Origin of the sequence: Bacteroides sp. OF03-11BH, assembly GCF_003604005.1 — a bacterium.
In the GTDB taxonomy this organism is placed as follows: domain Bacteria; phylum Bacteroidota; class Bacteroidia; order Bacteroidales; family Bacteroidaceae; genus Bacteroides; species Bacteroides ovatus.
This window is the reverse complement of record NZ_QTMW01000002.1, coordinates 45,588-66,954: the sequence shown is the minus strand read 5'-3', so window position 1 is coordinate 66,954 and position 21,367 is coordinate 45,588. Positions and strand designations below refer to the sequence as shown.

The 21,367-nt window shown below is 45.2% G+C and carries 9 protein-coding genes; all 9 read left to right on the top strand.

From position 1 onward, the window contains the following. The first annotated feature begins 119 nt into the window (after positions 1 to 119). Positions 120 to 3,233: a SusC/RagA family TonB-linked outer membrane protein gene (locus DXA54_RS01975; protein WP_165863210.1), complete on the top strand. Its 3,114-nt coding sequence runs from the start codon at positions 120 to 122 to the stop codon at positions 3,231 to 3,233. Positions 3,234 to 3,260: 27 nt separating this feature from the next. Beyond that, positions 3,261 to 4,973, top strand: a complete 1,713-nt coding sequence (locus DXA54_RS01970) for a RagB/SusD family nutrient uptake outer membrane protein (RefSeq protein WP_120078874.1) — start codon at positions 3,261 to 3,263, stop codon at positions 4,971 to 4,973. A gap of 26 nt (positions 4,974 to 4,999) precedes the next feature. Further along, positions 5,000 to 6,385 carry a DUF4960 domain-containing protein gene (locus DXA54_RS01965; protein WP_120078873.1) on the top strand — a complete coding sequence of 462 codons (1,386 nt, stop codon included), beginning with the start codon at positions 5,000 to 5,002 and terminating at the stop codon, positions 6,383 to 6,385. Between the two features lie 17 nt (positions 6,386 to 6,402). After that, positions 6,403 to 7,971, top strand: coding sequence for a glycoside hydrolase family 32 protein (locus tag DXA54_RS01960; protein ID WP_165863209.1), 1,569 nt, complete (start codon positions 6,403 to 6,405; stop codon positions 7,969 to 7,971). A 100-nt stretch (positions 7,972 to 8,071) separates the two neighbouring features. Beyond that, positions 8,072 to 9,907 (top strand): DUF4980 domain-containing protein, encoded by a 1,836-nt coding sequence (locus DXA54_RS01955; protein WP_120078871.1) that lies wholly within the window; start codon positions 8,072 to 8,074, stop codon positions 9,905 to 9,907. 384 nt (positions 9,908 to 10,291) lie between these two features. Continuing rightward, positions 10,292 to 11,461, top strand: coding sequence for an MFS transporter (locus tag DXA54_RS01950; protein ID WP_074637871.1), 1,170 nt, complete (start codon positions 10,292 to 10,294; stop codon positions 11,459 to 11,461). Between the two features lie 35 nt (positions 11,462 to 11,496). Beyond that, the gene (locus DXA54_RS01945; RefSeq protein ID WP_004311736.1) at positions 11,497 to 12,384 is read left to right on the top strand and encodes a carbohydrate kinase family protein; all 888 of its coding nucleotides are present in this window, start codon (positions 11,497 to 11,499) and stop codon (positions 12,382 to 12,384) included. A 391-nt stretch (positions 12,385 to 12,775) separates the two neighbouring features. Next, positions 12,776 to 18,358 carry a carboxypeptidase-like regulatory domain-containing protein gene (locus DXA54_RS01935; RefSeq protein WP_120078869.1) on the top strand — a complete coding sequence of 1,861 codons (5,583 nt, stop codon included), beginning with the start codon at positions 12,776 to 12,778 and terminating at the stop codon, positions 18,356 to 18,358. A 4-nt stretch (positions 18,359 to 18,362) separates the two neighbouring features. Next, positions 18,363 to 21,233: a substrate-binding domain-containing protein gene (locus DXA54_RS01930; RefSeq protein WP_371682929.1), complete on the top strand. Its 2,871-nt coding sequence runs from the start codon at positions 18,363 to 18,365 to the stop codon at positions 21,231 to 21,233. The last annotated feature ends 134 nt before the right edge of the window (positions 21,234 to 21,367 follow it).

The following is a 21,367-nucleotide window of genomic DNA, read 5'->3' as shown; positions in this document are numbered from 1 at the left end:
GTTATAGCCTTTGAAACATTTTTTTCAGTCGTTTGATATAAATCAACCGTAATTTGCATTATCGATATAGATAAAATTCGTACTTTTAATTTAATAACATCAAACTAATGCATCGTATTATGAAGAACAAAAAACTTCTTTGCAGCGTTTGTTTCCTGTTTGCTTTCATGTCAGTCCTTTGGGGGCAAAACATTACGGTGAAAGGAAACGTTACTTCTAAAACGGACGGACAGCCGGTCATCGGCGCCTCTGTTGTTGAAGCTACAGCTACTGCTAATGGAACAATTACTGATTTAGATGGTAATTTCACCCTTTCGGTTCCGGCTAACTCTACTCTAAAGATTACGTATATTGGTTATAAACCGGTGACCGTAAAATCGGCTGCTATCGTTAATGTATTATTGGAAGAAGACACTCAAATGGTAGATGAAGTGGTTGTAACAGGTTATACCACTCAACGTAAAGCCGACCTGACCGGTGCTGTTTCCGTAGTGAAAGTAGACGAAATCCAGAAGCAAGGGGAGAACAACCCGGTGAAAGCACTTCAAGGCCGCGTGCCCGGTATGAACATTACAGCGGATGGAAATCCGAGCGGATCAGCTACCGTACGTATTCGCGGTATCGGTACGCTGAACAACAACGATCCTCTTTATATTATCGATGGAGTTCCTACCAAAGCTGGTATGCACGAATTGAACGGAAACGACATTGAATCCATTCAAGTACTGAAAGATGCTGCTTCAGCATCCATCTACGGTTCGCGTGCTGCAAATGGAGTTATCGTCATTACTACCAAACAAGGAAAGAAAGGCCAGATTAAAATCAATTTTGATGCTTCGGTTTCAGCTTCCATGTATCAAAGTAAGATGGGCGTGTTGAATACGGAACAGTACGGACGTGCCATGTGGCAAGCCTATGTAAACGATGGTGAGAACCCGAACGGCAATGCCTTGGGATATAACTACAATTGGGGTTACGATGCCAACGGAAATCCGGTACTATATGGTATGAGTCTTTCCAAATACCTGGATTCGAAGAATACAATGCCTGTGGCAGATACCGACTGGTTTGATGAAATTACCCGTACAGGTGTTATCCAGCAATACAATCTCTCTGTCAGCAACGGTTCGGAGAAAGGTTCTTCCTTCTTTTCTCTGGGATATTACAAAAACCTGGGTGTAATCAAAGATACAGACTTCGACCGTTTCTCCGCCCGTATGAACAGCGATTATAAATTAATTGATGATATATTGACTATCGGCCAGCATTTCACCTTAAACCGTACTTCGGAAGTACAAGCTCCCGGCGGAATTATTGAAACTGCTTTGGACATTCCTTCCGCTATCCCCGTTTATGCTTCGGATGGTTCATGGGGAGGACCGGTAGGCGGATGGCCGGACCGTCGTAATCCTCGCGCCGTACTCGAATACAACAAAGACAACCGATACACTTACTGGCGTATGTTCGGTGATGCTTATGTGAATCTAAGCCTCTTCAAAGGATTCAATGTTCGTTCTACTTTTGGTCTGGACTACGCAAATAAGCAAGCCCGTTACTTCACCTATCCTTATCAGGAAGGAACACAGACCAACAACGGCAAGAGTGCAGTGGAAGCCAAACAGGAACACTGGACCAAATGGATGTGGAATGCCATTGCCACTTACCAGTTGGAAATAGGCAAACATCGTGGAGACGTTATGGCAGGTATGGAGCTGAACCGGGAAGACGACAGTCATTTCTCCGGCTATAAAGAAGATTTCTCTATCCTTACTCCCGACTATATGTGGCCCGATGCAGGTAGCGGCACAGCACAGGCTTACGGTGCCGGTGAGGGTTACTCGCTTGTCTCTTTCTTCGGTAAAATGAACTATTCTTACGCTGACAAATATCTGCTTTCATTGACGCTCCGTCGTGACGGTTCTTCCCGCTTCGGTAAAAACCATCGTTATGCCACTTTCCCTTCCGTTTCTTTGGGATGGCGCATCACACAGGAGAGCTTTATGAAGGAACTGACTTGGTTGGACGATCTGAAACTGCGTGCTTCATGGGGACAGACCGGTAATCAGGAAATCTCCAACCTTGCCCGTTACACTATCTACGCTCCTAATTATGGAACAACAGATTCATTTGGCGGTCAAAGCTACGGTACGGCATACGATATTACAGGTTCTAACGGAGGCGGTACTCTGCCTTCCGGATTCAAACGTAACCAGATCGGTAATGACAATATCAAGTGGGAGACAACCACACAGACGAACGTCGGTATCGACTTCAGCCTGTTCAAGCAATCCTTGTACGGTTCATTGGAATACTATTACAAGAAAACAACCGATATCCTGACTGAAATGGCAGGTGTGGGAGTATTGGGAGAAGGTGGCAACCGTTGGATTAATTCGGGCGCAATGAAAAACCAGGGTTTTGAATTCAATTTGGGCTACCGCAATAAGACTGCCTTCGGACTGACTTACGACCTGAACGGAAACATCTCCACTTACCGGAATGAAATTCTTGAACTGCCGGAGACAGTGGCTGCCAATGGAAAGTTTGGTGGTAATGGAGTAAAAAGTGTAGTCGGTCATACATACAACTCACAAGTGGGCTACATTGCCGATGGTATCTTCAAATCACAAGAAGAAGTGGATAATCACGCTACGCAGGAAGGTGCAGCCGTTGGCCGTATCCGCTACCGCGACATCGACCATAACGGTGTGATTGATGAAAAAGACCAGGAATGGATTTACGATCCGACTCCTGCTTTCAGCTACGGATTGAATATCTACCTGGAATATAAGAACTTCGATCTGACTATGTTCTGGCAAGGCGTTCAGGGAGTAGATATCATCAGTGACGTGAAGAAGAAAAGTGACTTCTGGAGTGCATCCAACGTCGGCTTCCTGAATAAGGGAACCCGCCTGCTCAATGCCTGGTCGCCTACTAATCCGAACTCTACGATTCCGGCATTGACCCGCAGCGATACAAACAATGAACAACGCGTCTCCACTTACTTTGTTGAAAACGGTTCTTTCCTGAAACTGCGTAATATCCAATTAGGCTATACAGTTCCGGCAGTAATCTCCAAGAAGTTGAGAATGGAACGTTTACGTTTCTATTGCAGCGCACAAAATCTGCTGACGATCAAGAGTAAAGACTTTACGGGAGAAGACCCCGAAAACCCGAACTTCTCTTATCCGATCCCTGTGAATATCACCTTCGGACTTAACATCGGATTTTAATTCACTTCATTTATAAAACGAACTATCATGAAAAAGATACTATACATAGCAACCATCGGATTAACCTTGCTGACAAGCAGTTGCAACGATTTTTTGGATCGTCAGGTTCCGCAGGGTATTGTGACCGGCGATCAGATCGCTTCTCCCGAATACGTGGACAACCTCGTAATTTCAGCCTACGCCATTTGGGCAACAGGTGACGACATCAACTCTTCCTTCTCGCTTTGGAATTATGACGTACGTTCCGACGATTGTTATAAGGGCGGTTCCGGTACGGAAGACGGTGGTGTGTTCAACGCACTGGAGATTTCTAAAGGTATCAACACTACCGACTGGAACATCAACGATATATGGAAAAGACTGTATCAATGCATCACCCGTGCCAACACAGCCTTGCAATCACTCGATCTGATGGATGAAAAGACTTATCCGTTGAAGAACCAGCGCATTGCTGAAATGAGGTTCCTGCGCGGACATGCTCACTTCATGTTGAAGCAACTGTTTAAGAAGATCGTTATAGTAGACGATGAAAACATGGAACCGGATGCTTACAACAAGCTTTCGAATACCACCTATACCAATAACGAACAATGGCAAAAGATAGCAGACGACTTTCAGTTTGCCTACGACAACCTGCTGGAAGTGCAAATAGAAAAAGGACGTCCTACACAGGCTGCGGCTGCTGCTTACCTGGCAAAGACTTACCTGTATAAGGCTTACCGTCAGGATGGAGCGAACAACAATCTTACCGGTATCAACGAAGAAGACTTGAAACAGGTAGTGAAATATACCGATCCTCTCATCATGGCTAAAGCTGGTTACGGATTGGAAAATGATTATAGCATGAACTTCCTGCCTCAATACGAAAATGGCGCGGAGTCTGTATGGGCGATTCAATATTCTATCAACGACGGAACATACAACGGTAACCTGAACTGGGGAATGGGACTGACAACTCCGCAGATACTAGGCTGCTGTGATTTCCACAAACCGAGCCAGAATCTGGTAAACGCTTTCAAAACCGACTCGCAGGGAAAACCGTTGTTCAATACCTACGATAACGAAAACTACGAGGTTACAACGGACAATGTAGACCCCCGTTTATTCCACACGGTAGGTATGCCGGGCTTCCCTTATAAATACAACGAAGGCTACCTGATTCAGAAGAATGATGACTGGAGCCGTAGCAAGGGACTTTACGGATATTATGTTTCGCTCAAAGAGAATGTAGACCCGGACTGTGACTGCCTGAAGAAAGGTTCTTATTGGGCAAGTTCCCTGAATCATATCGTCATCCGTTATGCAGATGTATTGCTGATGCGTGCCGAGGCCCTGATACAGTTGAACGACGGACGTATTGCCGACGCCATTTCACTCATCAATGATGTACGCAGCCGTGCAGCCGGAAGTACAATGCTGATCTTCAATTACAAAGAAGAGTACGGAGTAAACTTCAAAGTAACTCCTTATGAACTGAAAGCATATACACAGGACGAAGCCATGAAAATGCTGAAATGGGAACGCCGTATAGAGTTCGGTATGGAAAGCTCACGTTTCTTTGACCTCGTAAGATGGGGAGAAGCCAAAGACGTTATCAATGCTTATTATGTGACCGAAGCAGCCCGTTGTTCTATTTACAAGAATGCAGGTTTTACGGAAAATAAGAACGAATACCTTCCAATTCCATTCGAACAGATCAGTGCCAGTAACGGAAATTATACACAGAATTTCGGTTGGTAATCATCAATCTTAAAACAAAGAATAAAATGAAATCAATCATAAAACAACTCTATACCATCCTGTTGGTGACTGTAGCATGCCTGACAGTTGCGGGATGTAACGATGACTTCAAATCCAATCTTCGTCTGGACGGAGATGTATGGGTAAACTCTATCAAACTGGATGAATACGCAGGAACGATCGATTACCAGAATAAGACAATCGTAGTAGGAGTACCTTACGATTATGACGTTACCCGGATGGCCGTCAGTGAAATCAATCTTTCCGAAGGTACTACGGCGAGCATCGCTATTGGTGAAACAATCGACTTTTCTCTTCCCGTATCTTTGACCGTGAAGAATGGCGACGTACAGATGAGCTATACGATTACCGTGAAGAGAGACGAAGCAAAGATACTGACCTTTAAGTTGAATGATACTTATGTAGGAAAAGTAGACCAGCTATCAAAAACAATCTCTGTAGTTGTTCCACTGACAGTGGATATCACCCAGTTGAAAGGTACATTCACCGGATCAGATGGAGTCACTGTGACTCCGGCATCCGGCAGCATCCAGGACTTTACCAACCCTGTCACTTATACGGCAACTTACCGTTCGGCAGTGACTCCTTATGTAGTAACAGTTACTCAAGGAAATGTAATTCCGACTGCCTTTATCGGCACAGCTTCTTCTGTGAGCCAACTGACAAGTCCTGAAGAAAAAGCCGCTGCCCAGTGGATGATGGATAATATATCCATGTCCGAATACATCTCATTCAAAGATGTAGTAGACGGAAAAGTAGATTTAGGTAAATATACTGCAATCTGGTGGCATTTCCATGCAGACAATGGCGATAATCCTCCTTTGCCGGATGATGCGAAAGCTGCCGTAGAGAAATTTAAAGTCTACTATCAAAACGGTGGTAACCTGTTGCTGACCCGCTATGCAACTTTCTATATTAAGGACCTTAGCATTGCAAAAGACGAGCGTGTACCCAACAACAGTTGGGGAAGAAGTGAAGACTCACCCGAAGTCGTTGATGGGGCATGGAGCTTTCCAATTGTCGGCAACGAGTCGCATCCGTTATTTCAGGATTTAAGATGGAAAGATGGTGACAAAACAAGAGTCTATACCTTTGATGCTGGTTACGCGACTACCAATAGTACGGCACAATGGCATATCGGAACAGACTGGGGAGGTTATGAGGATCTAAACGCATGGCGTAGCTTGACAGGAGGAATCGATGTGGCATGCGGAGACGACGGTGCAGTAATCATAGCCGAATTCGAGCCGCGCGCCAATAGCGGACGCACGATCTGTATCGGCTCCGGTTGTTACGACTGGTACGGTAAAGGCGTAGACGCTTCTGCCGACTACTACCACTACAACGTAGAGCAAATGACTCTGAATGCAATCAACTACTTATGTAAATAAAAGAATAAGCAATAATTATGAAAAATATGATCTTACATATAGCAATCACCACGCTGTTGGCCTCAATGAGCGCTTGCAGTGATGAGATGGATCCCGTATTGACTCAAAGAGACTGGGACGGTACAGCCACTTACTTCCAATCGACCGACGAGCATGGCTTCTCGATGTACTATAAACCGCAGGTAGGCTTTGTTGGTGACCCGATGCCATTCTATGATCCGGTTGCCAAAGACTTTAAAGTGATGTACCTGCAAGACTACCGTCCGAACCCCGAAGCTACTTACCACCCCATTTTCGGGGTGGCCACCAAAGATGGTGCTACTTATGAATCTCTCGGCGAACTGATTCCGTGTGGAGGTCGTGACGAACAGGATGCTGCCATCGGTACAGGAGGTACCATCTATAATCCGGTTGATAAACTCTACTACACCTTCTACACCGGCAATAAATTCAAACCTTCTTCCGACCAGAATGCCCAGGTAGTTATGGTAGCTACCTCTCCCGACTTTAAAACATGGACCAAGAACCGCACTTTCTATCTGAAAGGAGATACGTACGGCTATGACAAGAATGACTTCCGCGATCCGTTCCTGTTCCAGACTGAAGACGGCGTTTATCACATGCTGATTGCCACCCGTAAAAACGGAAAAGGACACATTGCCGAATTCACCTCTACTAACCTGAAAGAGTGGGCGTCTGCCGGCACATTTATGACCATGATGTGGGACCGTTTCTATGAATGTCCGGACGTATTCAAGATGGGAGACTGGTGGTATCTGGTCTATTCGGAACAAGCTTCCTTCATGCGCAAGGTACAATACTTCAAAGGCAGAACACTTGAAGAACTGAAAGCAACCACCGCCAATGATGACGGAATATGGCCGGACAATCGGGAAGGTATGTTGGACAGCCGTGCATTCTATGCAGGCAAGACTGCTTCTGATGGAACCAACCGTTACATCTGGGGCTGGTGTCCTACCCGTGCCGGTAATGATAATGGAAACGTAGGGGATGTAGAACCCGAATGGGCTGGCAACTTGGTGGCACAACGCCTCATTCAGCACGAAGACGGTACGTTAACCCTTGGAGTTCCCGATGCAATCGACCGTAAATACACTTCCGCACAAGAGGTAAAAGTGATGGCTAAAGACGGAAACGTAACAGAAAGCGGTAAAACCTATACGTTGGCCGAAGGAGCTTCCGTCATCTTCAACCGGTTGAAAGTGCACAACAAGATTTCCTTTACCGTAAAAGCATCCTCGAATACAGATCGTTTTGGAATCTCTTTCGTCCGTGGAACGGACTCCAAATCATGGTATAGCATCCACGTCAACGCTGACGAGGGTAAAGCCAACTTCGAGAAAGACGGTGACAATGCCAAATACTTGTTTGATAACAAATTCAATATCCCGGCGGATAATGAATACCGTGTGACGATTTACAGTGATCAGTCGGTTTGTGTGACTTACATCAACGACCAGTTATCTTTCACGAACCGCATCTATCAAATGCAGAAGAATCCGTGGTCACTCTGTTGTTATAAAGGCGAAATCACTGTATCAGATATTCAAGTGAGCACCTATTAATAGAAAAGTAACATCTTTTACAGTGTTTGAAACAAAAGTGATAGGCGTTTCATCCCGGAGCGCCTATCTTTGCACTGTAACAACCTTAATACCATAAAGCATGAATTTAAGACTCTCTTCCAAACAAATTCAAACCTTCGCGGTTTTATTTTGTATGATTGTGATGAATATCTCTCTATCCGCCCGTGCGGACAACTCTCCTCTATTAATTAAAGATTTAGGAGAAGGACATTGCCTCGTACGTGTCAACACTAACCAGAAGTATCTGTTGTTGCCCGTAGAAGATGCATCGCCCGATGTGCGTATCAGCATGATTGTTAATAATAAAGAGGTAAAGAACTTCGATGTCCGTCTGGCCATCCATAAAGTCGATTACTTTGTTCCGGTAGACCTTTCCGACTATTCCGGCAAACTAATCTCTTTCAAATTTAAAATGAACTCCAACGACCCGGTGCGTGTCAACCTTTCACCGGACAACACTGCTTGCTGCAAGGAAATGAAATTGTCCGATACGTTCGATACAAGCAACCGTGAAAAGTTCCGTCCCACCTATCACTTTTCTCCCCTCTACGGATGGATGAACGACCCGAACGGAATGGTATACAAAGACGGCGAATACCACCTTTTCTACCAATATAACCCTTACGGCTCCAAATGGGGAAATATGAACTGGGGACATGCCATCAGCAAAGACCTTGTAAACTGGGAACATCGCCCCGTAGCAATCGCCCCGGATGCATTCGGCACTATCTTCAGTGGATCCGCCGTGATAGATCATCATAATACCGCCGGCTTCGGTGCAGGCGCCATCGTCGCCATCTATACACAAAACGGCGACCGTCAGGTGCAAAGCATTGCTTACAGCACCGACAACGGACGTACCTTTACCAAATACGAAAACAATCCTGTATTAGTATCCGAAGCACGTGACTTCCGCGACCCGAAAGTATTCTGGTACGAAGGCACCAAACGCTGGATCATGGTATTGGCAGTAGGGCAGGAAATGCAATTCTTCTCTTCCCCCAACTTGAAAGACTGGACATTTGAAAGCAGCTTTGGCAAAGGACACGGCGCACACGGAAACGTTTGGGAATGTCCCGATTTATTCGAACTCCCGGTAGAAGGAACGAATGAAAAGAAATGGGTACTGCTTTGCAGCCTCGGCGACGGTCCTTTCGGTGACTCGGCTACTCAATATTTTGTAGGCTCCTTCAACGGAAAAGAATTTGTAAATGAATCACCCTCCAAAACCAAATGGATGGACTGGGGAAAAGACCATTACGCCACTGTAACTTGGAGTGATGCTCCCGACAACCGTCGCATCGCTATCGCATGGATGAGCAACTGGCAATATGCAAACGATGTTCCTACCTCTCAATACCGTAGTCCGAACTCTGTTCCTCGCGATTTGAGCCTATTCACCGTAGATGGCGAAACTTATCTTCAGTCGGCTCCCTCTCCCGAACTGCTGAAACTGCGTGACATCTCCAAGAAACGCTCGTTCAAAGTGAACGGAACACGTACCATCAAAGACATGATTGCCGGCAATGAGGGTGCATACGAAATAGAACTGACTATCGAAAATCAACATGCGGATGTAATCGGCTTCCGTCTCTACAATGACAAAGGCGAAGAAGTGGATATGCAATATGACATGAAAGAAAAGAAATTCTCGATGGACCGCCGCAAGAGCGGGGAGGTTGGTTTCAATGAGAACTTCCCAATGTTGACCTGGACGACCATTGAAAGTGGAAAAGACGAATTGAAACTCCGTCTCTTTGTCGATAAATCCAGTGTGGAAGCCTTTGGTGATGGCGGACGTTTTGTGATGACTAATCAGGTATTCCCGTCGGAACCTTACACTCATATCGACTTTTACAGTAAAGGAGGAGCGTATAAAGTAGATTCGTTTGTGATCTACAAGTTGAAGAAATAAGCTCATTCTTCTTACTCTATGCGCTCTTTTCTCGTTTCTTTAGAGTAGAATACTTCTTTCCCTATAGACTAATACGTCTTTCCTTATGGAAGAGTACGTCTGTCCTAGTGGAAGAGTTCTACTAAAGTGCGGAGACACTTTCTTCAAAGCCACAGTTCTGTTAGTTCGTCACGGCCGTGACGAGATCCTCCCACGGCCGTGGTGAGAACTCTTCACAGCCGTGGGAAGAAGCTACCACGGCCGTGGTAACCCAACAAGACCGTAGCTTTAAAGTAACAAGGAACGGGAGATACATCAACTATATAAAGGACTGATGCATACATTGCCATAGGGTTATGTGCTCCGCCCTATGGAAACAGAATTCATCATATAAAAGATAAAATAATGGAAAACAGTAAAAACTCTTCCCTCTCCAAACTAATCCCGGTGATGCTTTGCTTCTTCGCCATGGGATTCGTTGACCTGGTAGGCATTGCCTCCAATTACGTAAAGGCAGACCTTGGTCTGTCAGACTCACAGGCGAATATCTTTCCGTCACTGGTATTCTTCTGGTTCCTGATTTTCTCCGTACCCACCGGCATGCTGATGAGCCGCATTGGTCAGAAGAAAACCGTATTGCTTAGTTTGATTGTGACTTTCGCTTCTTTGTTACTACCCGTTTTTGGCGACAGCTATATGCTGATGTTGATTTCCTTCTCCCTCCTGGGCATCGGAAATGCGTTGATGCAGACTTCTCTGAATCCGTTACTTTCCAATATCGTGCGTGGCGACCGCTTGGCGAGTAGCCTGACTTTCGGCCAGTTTGTGAAAGCCATTGCTTCTTTCCTGGCACCTTATATCGCCATGTGGGGAGCGACACAGGCCATTCCGACTTTCGATTTAGGCTGGCGCATCCTGTTCCCTATTTATATGATTGTGGCCGTCATCGCTATTCTTCTGCTCAATGTCACACAGATTGAAGAGGAGAAAGAAGATGGCAAACCGTCTACTTTCGGACAATGTATCGCCCTGCTTGGCAAACCGTTTATTCTGCTTTGTTTCATTGGCATCATGTGTCATGTCGGCATTGACGTAGGTACGAATACTACCGCCCCGAAGATTTTGATGGAGCGCATCGGCATGGGATTGGATGATGCTGCTTTTGCAACCAGTCTTTATTTTATTTTCCGTACGGCAGGTTGCTTTCTGGGTTCTTTCATCTTGCGTAAGATGTCTCCGAAATCTTTCTTCGGCATTAGTGTGGTGATGATGTTGATTGCCATGATCGGTTTGTTTATCTTCCATGAAAAGGCAATTATCTATGCTTGCATCGCTTTGATTGGTTTCGGCAACTCCAATGTATTTTCCGTCATCTTCTCGCAGGCATTGCTTTATCTGCCGGGTAAGAAAAACGAAGTTTCCGGCTTGATGATTATGGGACTTTTCGGCGGGACGGTGTTTCCGTTGGCAATGGGAGTGGCTTCGGATACTTCCATGGGACAGAATGGTGCTATCGCCGTAATGACGGTGGGCGTGCTTTATCTTTTGTATTATACGTTCCGTATCAGAAAATAATTTTATAACTTTGGAAACAATAAAACCTGTATATCATGAATAATATAATTGTAGGAATGGGCGAAGCACTTTGGGATGTGTTGCCCGAAGGAAAGAAAATCGGTGGTGCTCCGGCAAACTTTGCCTATCATGTATCACAGTTTGGTTTTGACAGTCGTGTAGTGAGTGCCGTAGGCAGGGATGAACTGGGAGAAGAAATTCTGAAAGTATTCAACGAGAAGAAGTTGAAGATGCAGATTGAACAGGTAGACTATCCTACCGGTACGGTGCAGGTGACGCTCGATGACGAGGGCGTGCCTTGTTACGAAATCAAAGAGGGCGTGGCGTGGGATAACATTCCCTTTACGGATGAACTGAAACGTTTGGCCTTGAGCACACGTGCTGTTTGCTTCGGTTCGCTGGCTCAACGTAATGACGTGAGCCGTGCCACTATCAATCGCTTTCTGGATACGATGCCTGATATAGACGGACAGCTCAAGATATTTGATATCAATCTCCGCCAGGATTTCTACTCAAAAGAGGTATTGCGTGAATCGTTCCGCCGCTGCAACGTCCTGAAGATAAACGACGAAGAACTGGTGACTATCAGCCGTATGTTTGGTTATCCCGGTATCGATTTGCAGGATAAATGCTGGATTCTGTTGGCAAAATACAACCTGAAGATGCTGATTCTCACTTGTGGAATCAATGGCAGCTATGTGTTCACTCCGGGCGTTGTCTCTTTCCAGGAGACGCCCAAAGTACCGGTTGCCGACACAGTGGGTGCAGGCGATTCTTTTACGGCTGCTTTCTGTGCTTCCATTCTCAATGGAAAACCGGTGCCCGAAGCGCATAAACTGGCTGTCGAGGTTTCTGCTTATGTCTGCACACAGAGCGGTGCGATGCCCGAACTTCCGCAGGTTTTGAAAGATAGACTGATGTAATTCTTTTATTGATAGTAAGCATAGAGGTATATTTCATTTCGTGGGGGTGTACCTCTTGTTTTTTGTACGTACGAAAGATACAGGCATAAAAAAAGGAGCAACGCCTTGCTCCAACCTTTGTTAACCTTAAATCTAATACTATGAAAAACACATTGCAAAGATACGGACTTCTGTCAACTTTGCAAATAATCCAAATAAAAAGAGATGTTTTATAACATCAATTAAGTGTTTGTATTACGCTTTATACGTTTGTTAATGGTTTCCTGGGTAAGTATGGGGACTATTTTTACTTTTTTTCAGAGGATAAGATTGCGAATAATCGGGTGATTTATAGCATACTCACAGTTTTATTTTCTATTTTTGTTCTCAATCTATCTATTTATCGAATACCATGAACACAATGCTATGCCAGCTAAAGAGCCTGTTGTTATTGGGAGTCCTGCTTTTTGCCAATGGAGCATTCGGACAACCGATGCTCTGGGACGATGCCTCTTCCGAAACGATCGTTTTCGAACTGACCAACAAAGAGGCCTTGAAACTTCTCAAAGGCAAACTCCGACAGAAACAGTGGAAAAAAATACAGCAGACTCCTTTTGCCCGTTTCACGGAAACTTGGAACAACCCTCCGGTCAAAGGGCATTTTCTGCTGGCTGATGTAGAGCGGAACGAAGTTCATTACCGTTATGCTCCGGTGATTCCTTTTCATGTTTTCCTTTTCAAGGAGTATGGTGTACTTACCTTGCAGGTGGTTGATGCCGGGGGAACAATCAGGAAAGATGCCAAAGTGCGGGTAGGCAGCAAGGTTGTTTATTACGATGAAGACAGTCAGACATATACTGACGATAACTGGTCCCAGAAAGAACAGCACATTTTGACGGTTGAAGTGGATAAGTTTCGTGCGGTATTCGATTTGAGGAAACACCTTGTACCACCCTGGTATAAAAATGATTATGACCGGCAAGATGCACCGGAGTTTTATAGTTACCTGATTACTGACAAGAATAAATACAGACCGGGCGAAACTGTCCGTTTCAAGTCTTATGCTCTCTCCGAACATAAACGTCCTCTGAAACAGGAACTTTCATTGTGGATGCGTGTCGGTTCTTCCTGGCGTGACTATAAGAAGATAATGTCCGTCGTCCCTTACCATCCGGGAGGCTTCGCCGGAGAATTCCTGTTGGCGGATTCATTGAACCTGAAGCTCGATCAGAGATATACCGTACAGCTTCGTGATAAGCGGGGACGCATCGTAGCCTCCACCAATTTCAAATATGAAGACTACGAACTGAACGGAAACAAGTTGTTGGTGAAGCTGGCTTCGAATGTGCAATATGCATCGCAGAGTAACCGCATGGATATCAGTGCAACGGATGCCAACGGACTTCCTTTGCGGGAGGTGAATGTAGAAGTGACTGTCGGCAGACAGCAGGTACTGAAGTCGTATGCGCAGATACTTTCTTTGCCCGATACACTGATGTCCGTGCAGGCGGAACTGGATGCTTCCGGGAAAGCTTCGGTAGATATTCCTGCTCGGATATTCGGAGCTTCCGATTGCTTCTATACGGTGAATGTAGTTTTGCTTACGGCAGACAATAACCGTTTGGAGCAGCAGAGCAAAGCGACTTTCTACTATTCGTGCTATGATATGCAGTGCACTACGCAGGCGGATACTATTTGCTTTTCATTCTTCGACCTGGGAGTGGAGCGTCCTGTGGCGGCCGAACTGACCTATGGTGAAAAGAAAGAAGTGAAGAAAGTGCGTTTGCCCTATCGCGAACCGTTCAATCAGGCGGTGACGGACTATCGTTTCAAAATACCGGAAACAGGATATGAAACGACGATTGCTTCCGCCGCACTTGACTCCAAACTGGAACTGAATGGCGGCATAGAAAAAGATTCGTTCTGTGTCTCCCTTTCCAATCCTTTGCAGCTGGAACTTTCCTGGTATGTGTATCAAGGCAACCGCCTGTTGCAGAAAGGTTCGGGAAAAGAGATGGAACACAAATCCGGAGAGATCGATCCCTCTTCCGTCTATTACGTAGAAGTATTTTATTTCATGGGGGATAAGGAATGTATGTTGAAACGCTCGTACACTTCACCTTCCGAACGGCTGGTGATTGAATCTGATTTGCCGGAACGAGTGTATCCCGGTCAGAAAGTGAAAACAAAATTGAACGTGACCAATATACAAGGGCGTCCGGTATCCAACGTCGATCTGACAGCTTTTGCGGTCAACACGCAGCTGGATTATCACGTACCCGATTTACCCTATTACGGGAGTGCACCCCGTCCGCGCGAGCAACGTGCTTCCTACTCAATGAAGCAAAAAGGGTATCTACATACCGGCACATTGGATTATCAGCATTGGAACCAGTTGCTTCATTTGGATAAGTTGCCTTATTATCAGTTTGCTTATCCTTCGGGAAATCTGTTCCGTCAGACGGTTGATACACCGGATGGAACCACCCAGTTTGCTCCTTATGTGATGCTGAACGGGCGGGCGGTGAATATCTATGTGATTGAGCAGAACGATGTTCCCTGCTATTTTTCGTGGACGGAACAGCCTAAGCAGTATTCTTTTCCTGTATTGCATCCGTCGGGAAAGCAGAAGATAATGTTGCGAATGCACGACAGGGCTTTCATCATTGATTCTCTGGCTTTCGACCGGGGCAAGAAAACGATTTTAAGTTTCGATATGAATCAGTTGCCGCAAGGAGTGGAAGTAGTCTGGTTGCGGCAGAGGAAAGGGAAATATGATGAGTATAAGTTTACTTCGGAAGAGAAGAAGCGTTATGAACGGTATCTTTGCCGTCTTCCAGTGATGGATGGGGCGGTATATACTTCGCTCAAACATAATGGAAAGCTGTTTCCGGTTTCACTCATGGAGCTGTCGCGCTACAAGAAAAAGATATTGGCAGGTCCTGTGGAGGCGGGACCTTGGAAATATATGAATGGTGTGTTGTATCGGCACGAGGGAGGTTTCTCTTATGAATTCGAGGGCAATGTGGTTTATAAATATAAGGATGAGGAACTGTGCCCGGCTTATCTGAATTTTTCGTCTGTGGCAAAGATTCCGACTTTGAATGATTACCATTTATCACCGGAAAGATTCCGTAGTCTGGTGGCCGAACTTCGCAAGGGAAAGAGTTGGCATCCCACCCGGATTTATTTCTCCCTGCCGGATAAGACGTTGAATTTCCGGCTTCCGGAAGAAAAAGATTCTACCGGAGTGGCTAACTTGCTCTTTAAAGACTGCACTACCGGAGAACTGGTTTATCCGGATACCTTGGTGCAAATGAATAGAATATATTCCAAGTTTCCTGCCGGAACGTATGATGCGATTTTGCTTTATAACAATGGAAAGTATCTGAAACAGGATGCTCTGACGATACAATCATATACCTATCTGGATGTAGATATGGAATCTCTGCCTCTACACGAACGCGATTCGTTGTCAGCAGGGTGGCTCTTGCTGGGAAGAGGAATTGGCAGGATCGGTACAAACTTTCCTGGTCACAGGGAAATGAGGATCAGGCAGTATGTACGCAATTACGGCGGTAAAGTCTCCGGTTATGTAACGGATGCTACCGGAGAGCCTTTAATCGGGTGCAGCGTGGTGGTGAAAGGAACGACGGAGGGAACGATCACCGACATGGACGGATATTTCGAAATGGATTGTGACAGGGGAGGGGATCAGCTTTTGTTTAGTTATGTCGGCTTTAAACAGCAGGAGATGAGAGCAACTCCCGGAGCCAATCTGTTGGTTACTTTGGAAGAAGATAGTCAGGCGCTGGAGGAAGTGGTCGTTGTAGGATACGGCATGCGTTCAAGATCTTCGTTGACGGGGGCTGTTGCCGGATTAATGGTAAGTTCTTCTTCTGCTGCTGCAACCGCACCTTTGGAGAAACTGGAAGAGCAAGATCAGAAAGCGAAAGAAGAAGCGGATAACGAACAGTTGTATAATGAACTGATGCAATTGAATGGCTTACGTAGGAATTTTTCGGATGTGGCTTTCTGGCAGCCTCGTTTGTTTACGGATAAAACCGGAACGGTACAGTTTGAAACAACTTTCCCCGATAATGTGACGAAATGGGAAACTGTCGTTTATGGCATGAACCGTCGTTTGCAGACGGGTACTTTCCGACGTTTCGTCCGCTCTTACAAACCGTTGATGGCGGAGTTGAAAACTCCCCGTTTCCTGGTGGAGGGGGATCAGAGTACGGTGGTCGGGACTATCCGCAATTATCTGGATGGGCAGCACATAGCCGGAAAGACACAGTTCTGCGTCGGAACGGATACGTTGAAACGGCAGGAAGTGAGTTTCATGGAGGGATTTCATGAAACAGTGCCGATGCAGGCAGTTCATGCCGATAGCGTGACCATCAGCTATCTTTTCACTCGCGACGATGGCTATCAGGATGGAGAGGAATATACGATTCCGATACTGCCACAGGGAACTGAATTGGCACAGGGCACATTGGGTATTCTGTCCGATGCAAAGACGGTCAAAGTGCAATCCGGCGAGGATGAAGAAGTGATGGTGAGTATCACCGATAATCAGTTGGATATCTATAAAGAATCGGTGAATTATCTGACAGGATACAAATATTTGTGCAATGAGCAGCTGGCATCCAAGTTGATCGGTCTGCTGGCTTACCAACAGTATATGCAGAGTAAGGGGGAAAAGGTGAAAGTAGACAAAGCGATCCGATCTATTATCCATCGACTGACGAATCATCAGAACAAACATCAGTTATGGTCGTGGTGGGGGAACTCTGAAAATACTTCTTTCTGGATGTCTGCACATATTCTGCGGGCTTTGAAGATGGCGCAAGATGCAGGTTATCCTGTGGAGTTGAATCTGAATGGTTTGAAAGTGGAGTATGCTCATACGCGTCCTTATCGAGGAATGAAACTGGAAGATATAGAAATACTTCATGCTCTTCATGAGTGGAAAGTGGAGGCGGATTATTCTTCGGCAGTCAGATTATTGGAACCTTTCGTCCGGCAACTGGAACAGAAAGAAGACTCATTGGCTGGCAGAAACAAGTATTATCGTCCTCTTTCCTACCTGAAAGAGAAACTGCTTCTCTGGGAAATCAAGCAACAGGTGGATTCGGTGAATGTGGGTGATAGTGTACGTCCTTATCTGAAAAAGGATCTGCTCGGAGGTGTTTACTGTGACGACGGACGGCGTACTTATTATTGGGAGGGAAATCAGCTGATAAATACATTGATAGCCTACCGGATTATTAAAAATGACTCTTCTCTGTGGAAGTTGAAAGAAAATATGCAATTGTATATTTTGCGGACTAAGGAGCGCGGATGGAATACGTACCAGGCTTCTTCGGCTGTGGCAACTGTTCTGACCGATTTGCTGGCAGATTCCGGAGGGATGTCAGGAACATCGGTATCTGTGAGCGGTAAGGATCACCAACGGATTACGGATTTTCCTTACCATACCCGGCTGACAGCAGGCGACAGTCTGCTTATTTCAAAAACGGGAAAAGAGCCTTTATTGTATAGTGTCTATTCAATGAAGCGTGTGATGAATGCTCGTCAGAGTGATGCTTTCAAGGTGGAGGTGACTTTGGAAAAAGACTCTTTGGTGGCGGGTGTACCTGTTACATTGACAGTTACCTTGCAGGTGAAACAGGAGGGTGCGCAATATGTGATGCTCGAAGTTCCTGTTCCGGCAGGTTGTAGTTATGCCTCAAAACCTGTTAATTTCTCCCGTTCTGAAGTATATCGTGAGTATTTTAAAGAGAAAACTGTTATCTTTAGCGAAAAATTACCGGTAGGTACTTATCAGTTTACGGTTCCTTTGCTTCCACGCTTTACTGGAAAATATACGCTGAACCCTGTGAAAGTGGAACTGATGTATTTCCCGGTGGTGAATGCAAATAATGCGGGGAGAGAAATTTGGATTACAGAAAGAAATACAAAAGATATACGAAAGAAAGGGAATGATTGAAGCGATGAAATATACGAAGTGGATAACAGTCTTGTTTTGTCTTTTGGGCTTGGCGGCCTGTCGGCAGGATGCGCCTCGTTTCCGTATTGGGGTGGCCCAATGTAGCGATGACTCTTGGAGGCACAAGATGAATGATGAGATTCTTCGCGAAGCGATGTTTTATGATGGAGTATCGGTTGAAATCCGCTCGGCGGCGGATGATAACCGTAAGCAGGCGGAAGATGTTCATTATTTTATAGATAAAGGAGTTGATTTATTGATAATTTCCGCCAATGAAGCGGCTCCCATGACTCCAATTGTGGAGGAGGCCTATCAGAAAGGAATACCTGTCATTCTTGTAGACCGGAAGATACTTTCTGATAAATATACTGCCTATATCGGTGCCGATAATTATGAAATAGGTCGTGCGGTAGGAAATTATATCGCATCAAGTCTGAAAGGGAAAGGGAATGTAGTGGAGCTTACCGGACTGGGTGGTTCCACCCCTGCCATGGAACGCCATCAGGGATTTATGGCTGCTATCAGCAATTATCCGGATATCAAACTGATTGATAAAGCGGATGCTGCCTGGGAACGTGAACCGGCAGAAGTGGAAATGGATAGTATGCTTCGCCGTCATCCGAAGATTGATGCGGTATATGCACATAACGACCGTATCGCTCCGGGAGCCTATCAAGCTGCGAAGAAAGCCGGACGTGAAAAGGAAATGATTTTTGTTGGCATTGATGCCCTGCCCGGCAAAGGAAACGGGCTTGAATTGGTGCTTGACAATGTGCTGGATGCAACTTTTATTTATCCGACTAATGGGGACAAAGTGATGCAACTGGCCATGAATATTCTTGAGAAGAAGTCTTATCCTCGCGAAACGGTCATGAATACTGCCGTTGTAGACCGCACGAACGCGCACGTTATGCAACTTCAGACTACCCATATCTCGGAACTGGATCAGAAGATTGAAACATTGAACGGACGTATCGGTGGGTATCTGTCGCGTGTAGCTACACAACAGGTCGTGATGTATGGCGGCTTGGTTATTCTTTTATTAGTAGCGGGATTGTTGTTGGTAGTCTATAAATCCCTCCGTTCCAAGAATCGCCTGAATAAAGAGTTGTCCGAACAGAAGAAACAAGTAGAGCAACAGCGCGATAAACTCGAAGAGCAACGGGATATTCTTGAAGAACAGCGTGACAAACTCGAAGAACAGCGGGATCAGCTTATCCAGCTTTCTCATCAACTGGAAGAAGCGACTCATGCCAAGCTGGTTTTCTTCACAAATATATCTCACGATTTTCGTACTCCACTGACATTAGTTGCCGACCCGGTAGAGCATTTACTGGCTGATTCGTCTTTGAGTGAAGATCAGCGCCGAATGTTATTGTTAGTTCAGCGAAACGTGAATATCCTCTTGCGTCTTGTCAATCAGATTCTGGATTTTCGTAAATACGAGAATGGAAAAATGGAATATACTCCTATTTCGTTAGACATTCTTTCTTCTTTTGAGGGATGGAACGAGTCTTTCATGGCAGCAGCCCGGAAGAAACATATTCATTTCTCATTCGATTATATACCGGATACGGATTACCGCACATTGGCAGATGTAGAAAAGTTGGAACGCATCTATTTCAACCTCCTTTCCAACGCTTTCAAATTTACTCCGGAGAATGGAAAAGTAACTGTACGCTTGTCTTCCCTGACTAAAGACGATCATTGTTGGATTCGCTTTACTGTTGCCAATACCGGCTCAATGATTTCTGCGGAGCATATCCGGAATATTTTCGACCGTTTCTATAAGATAGATATGCACCATGCCGGTTCGGGTATTGGACTGGCATTGGTAAAGGCTTTTGTGGAATTGCATAAAGGTACCATCACAGTGGAAAGTGATGAAAAGCAAGGAACTATCTTTACCGTTGATTTGCCTGTACAGACTTGCGAGACTGTTGTTTCTGAAAACTCTCCGGCATTCTCTGTCCCTGCTACTTCTGTAACCTCCACCGATGCTGCAACCTCTGCCGTTGCTGGGATTCCGGCAACTCCTGCAACTTCCGGTTATTCCGGTTCTTCGAGCTTGAATGATGCTTTAACTTACGAAGAAGAGGAATTGGAAAAAAGTTACGACTCTTCCAAACCTTGCGTTCTGATTATTGATGATAACGCTGATATTCGCTTATATGTGCATGGATTGCTTCATACTGATTATACTGTTATAGAAGCTGCAGACGGCTCGGAAGGTATTCGTAAAGCTATGAAATATGTCCCGGACTTGATTATCTCCGACGTAATGATGCCCGGAATAGATGGAATTGAATGTTGTCGTCGCTTGAAAAGCGAATTGCAAACGTGTCATATCCCTGTCATTCTGCTGACAGCCTGTTCTCTGGACGAACAACGGATTCAAGGATATGATGGTGGGGCAGACTCCTATATATCCAAACCTTTTAGTTCGCAATTACTATTGGCACGCGTTCGTAATCTGATAGATTCACACCGCCGCCTGAAACAGTTTTTTGGTGACGGACAAACGTTGGCGAAAGAGGATGTCTGTGATATGGATAAAGACTTTGTGGAAAAATTCAAAGCTCTGATTGAGGCAAAGATGGGAGATTCAAATTTGAATGTAGAAGATTTGGGTAAGGATATGGGATTAAGTCGTGTGCAACTTTACCGCAAGATTAAATCTCTGACTAATTATTCTCCGAATGAACTGCTTCGTATAGCTCGTTTGAAGAAAGCTGCTTCTCTGCTTGCCTCGTCGGATATGACAGTGGCAGAGATAGGTTATGAAGTTGGTTTTAGTTCTCCTTCTTATTTTACTAAATGTTATAGAGAACAGTTTGGAGAGAGTCCGACAGATTTGTTGAAGAGGAAAGGATAGAACTTATTTCTTTGATTGGATATTATAGTAAATCTGGTATATGTATGCTTTAGGCGCGAATTGCGCAAACATGAGACTGATTGATTCATGTTTTGCGTAATCCGCGCCTAAATGAATAAGTAATATGAAGTTTT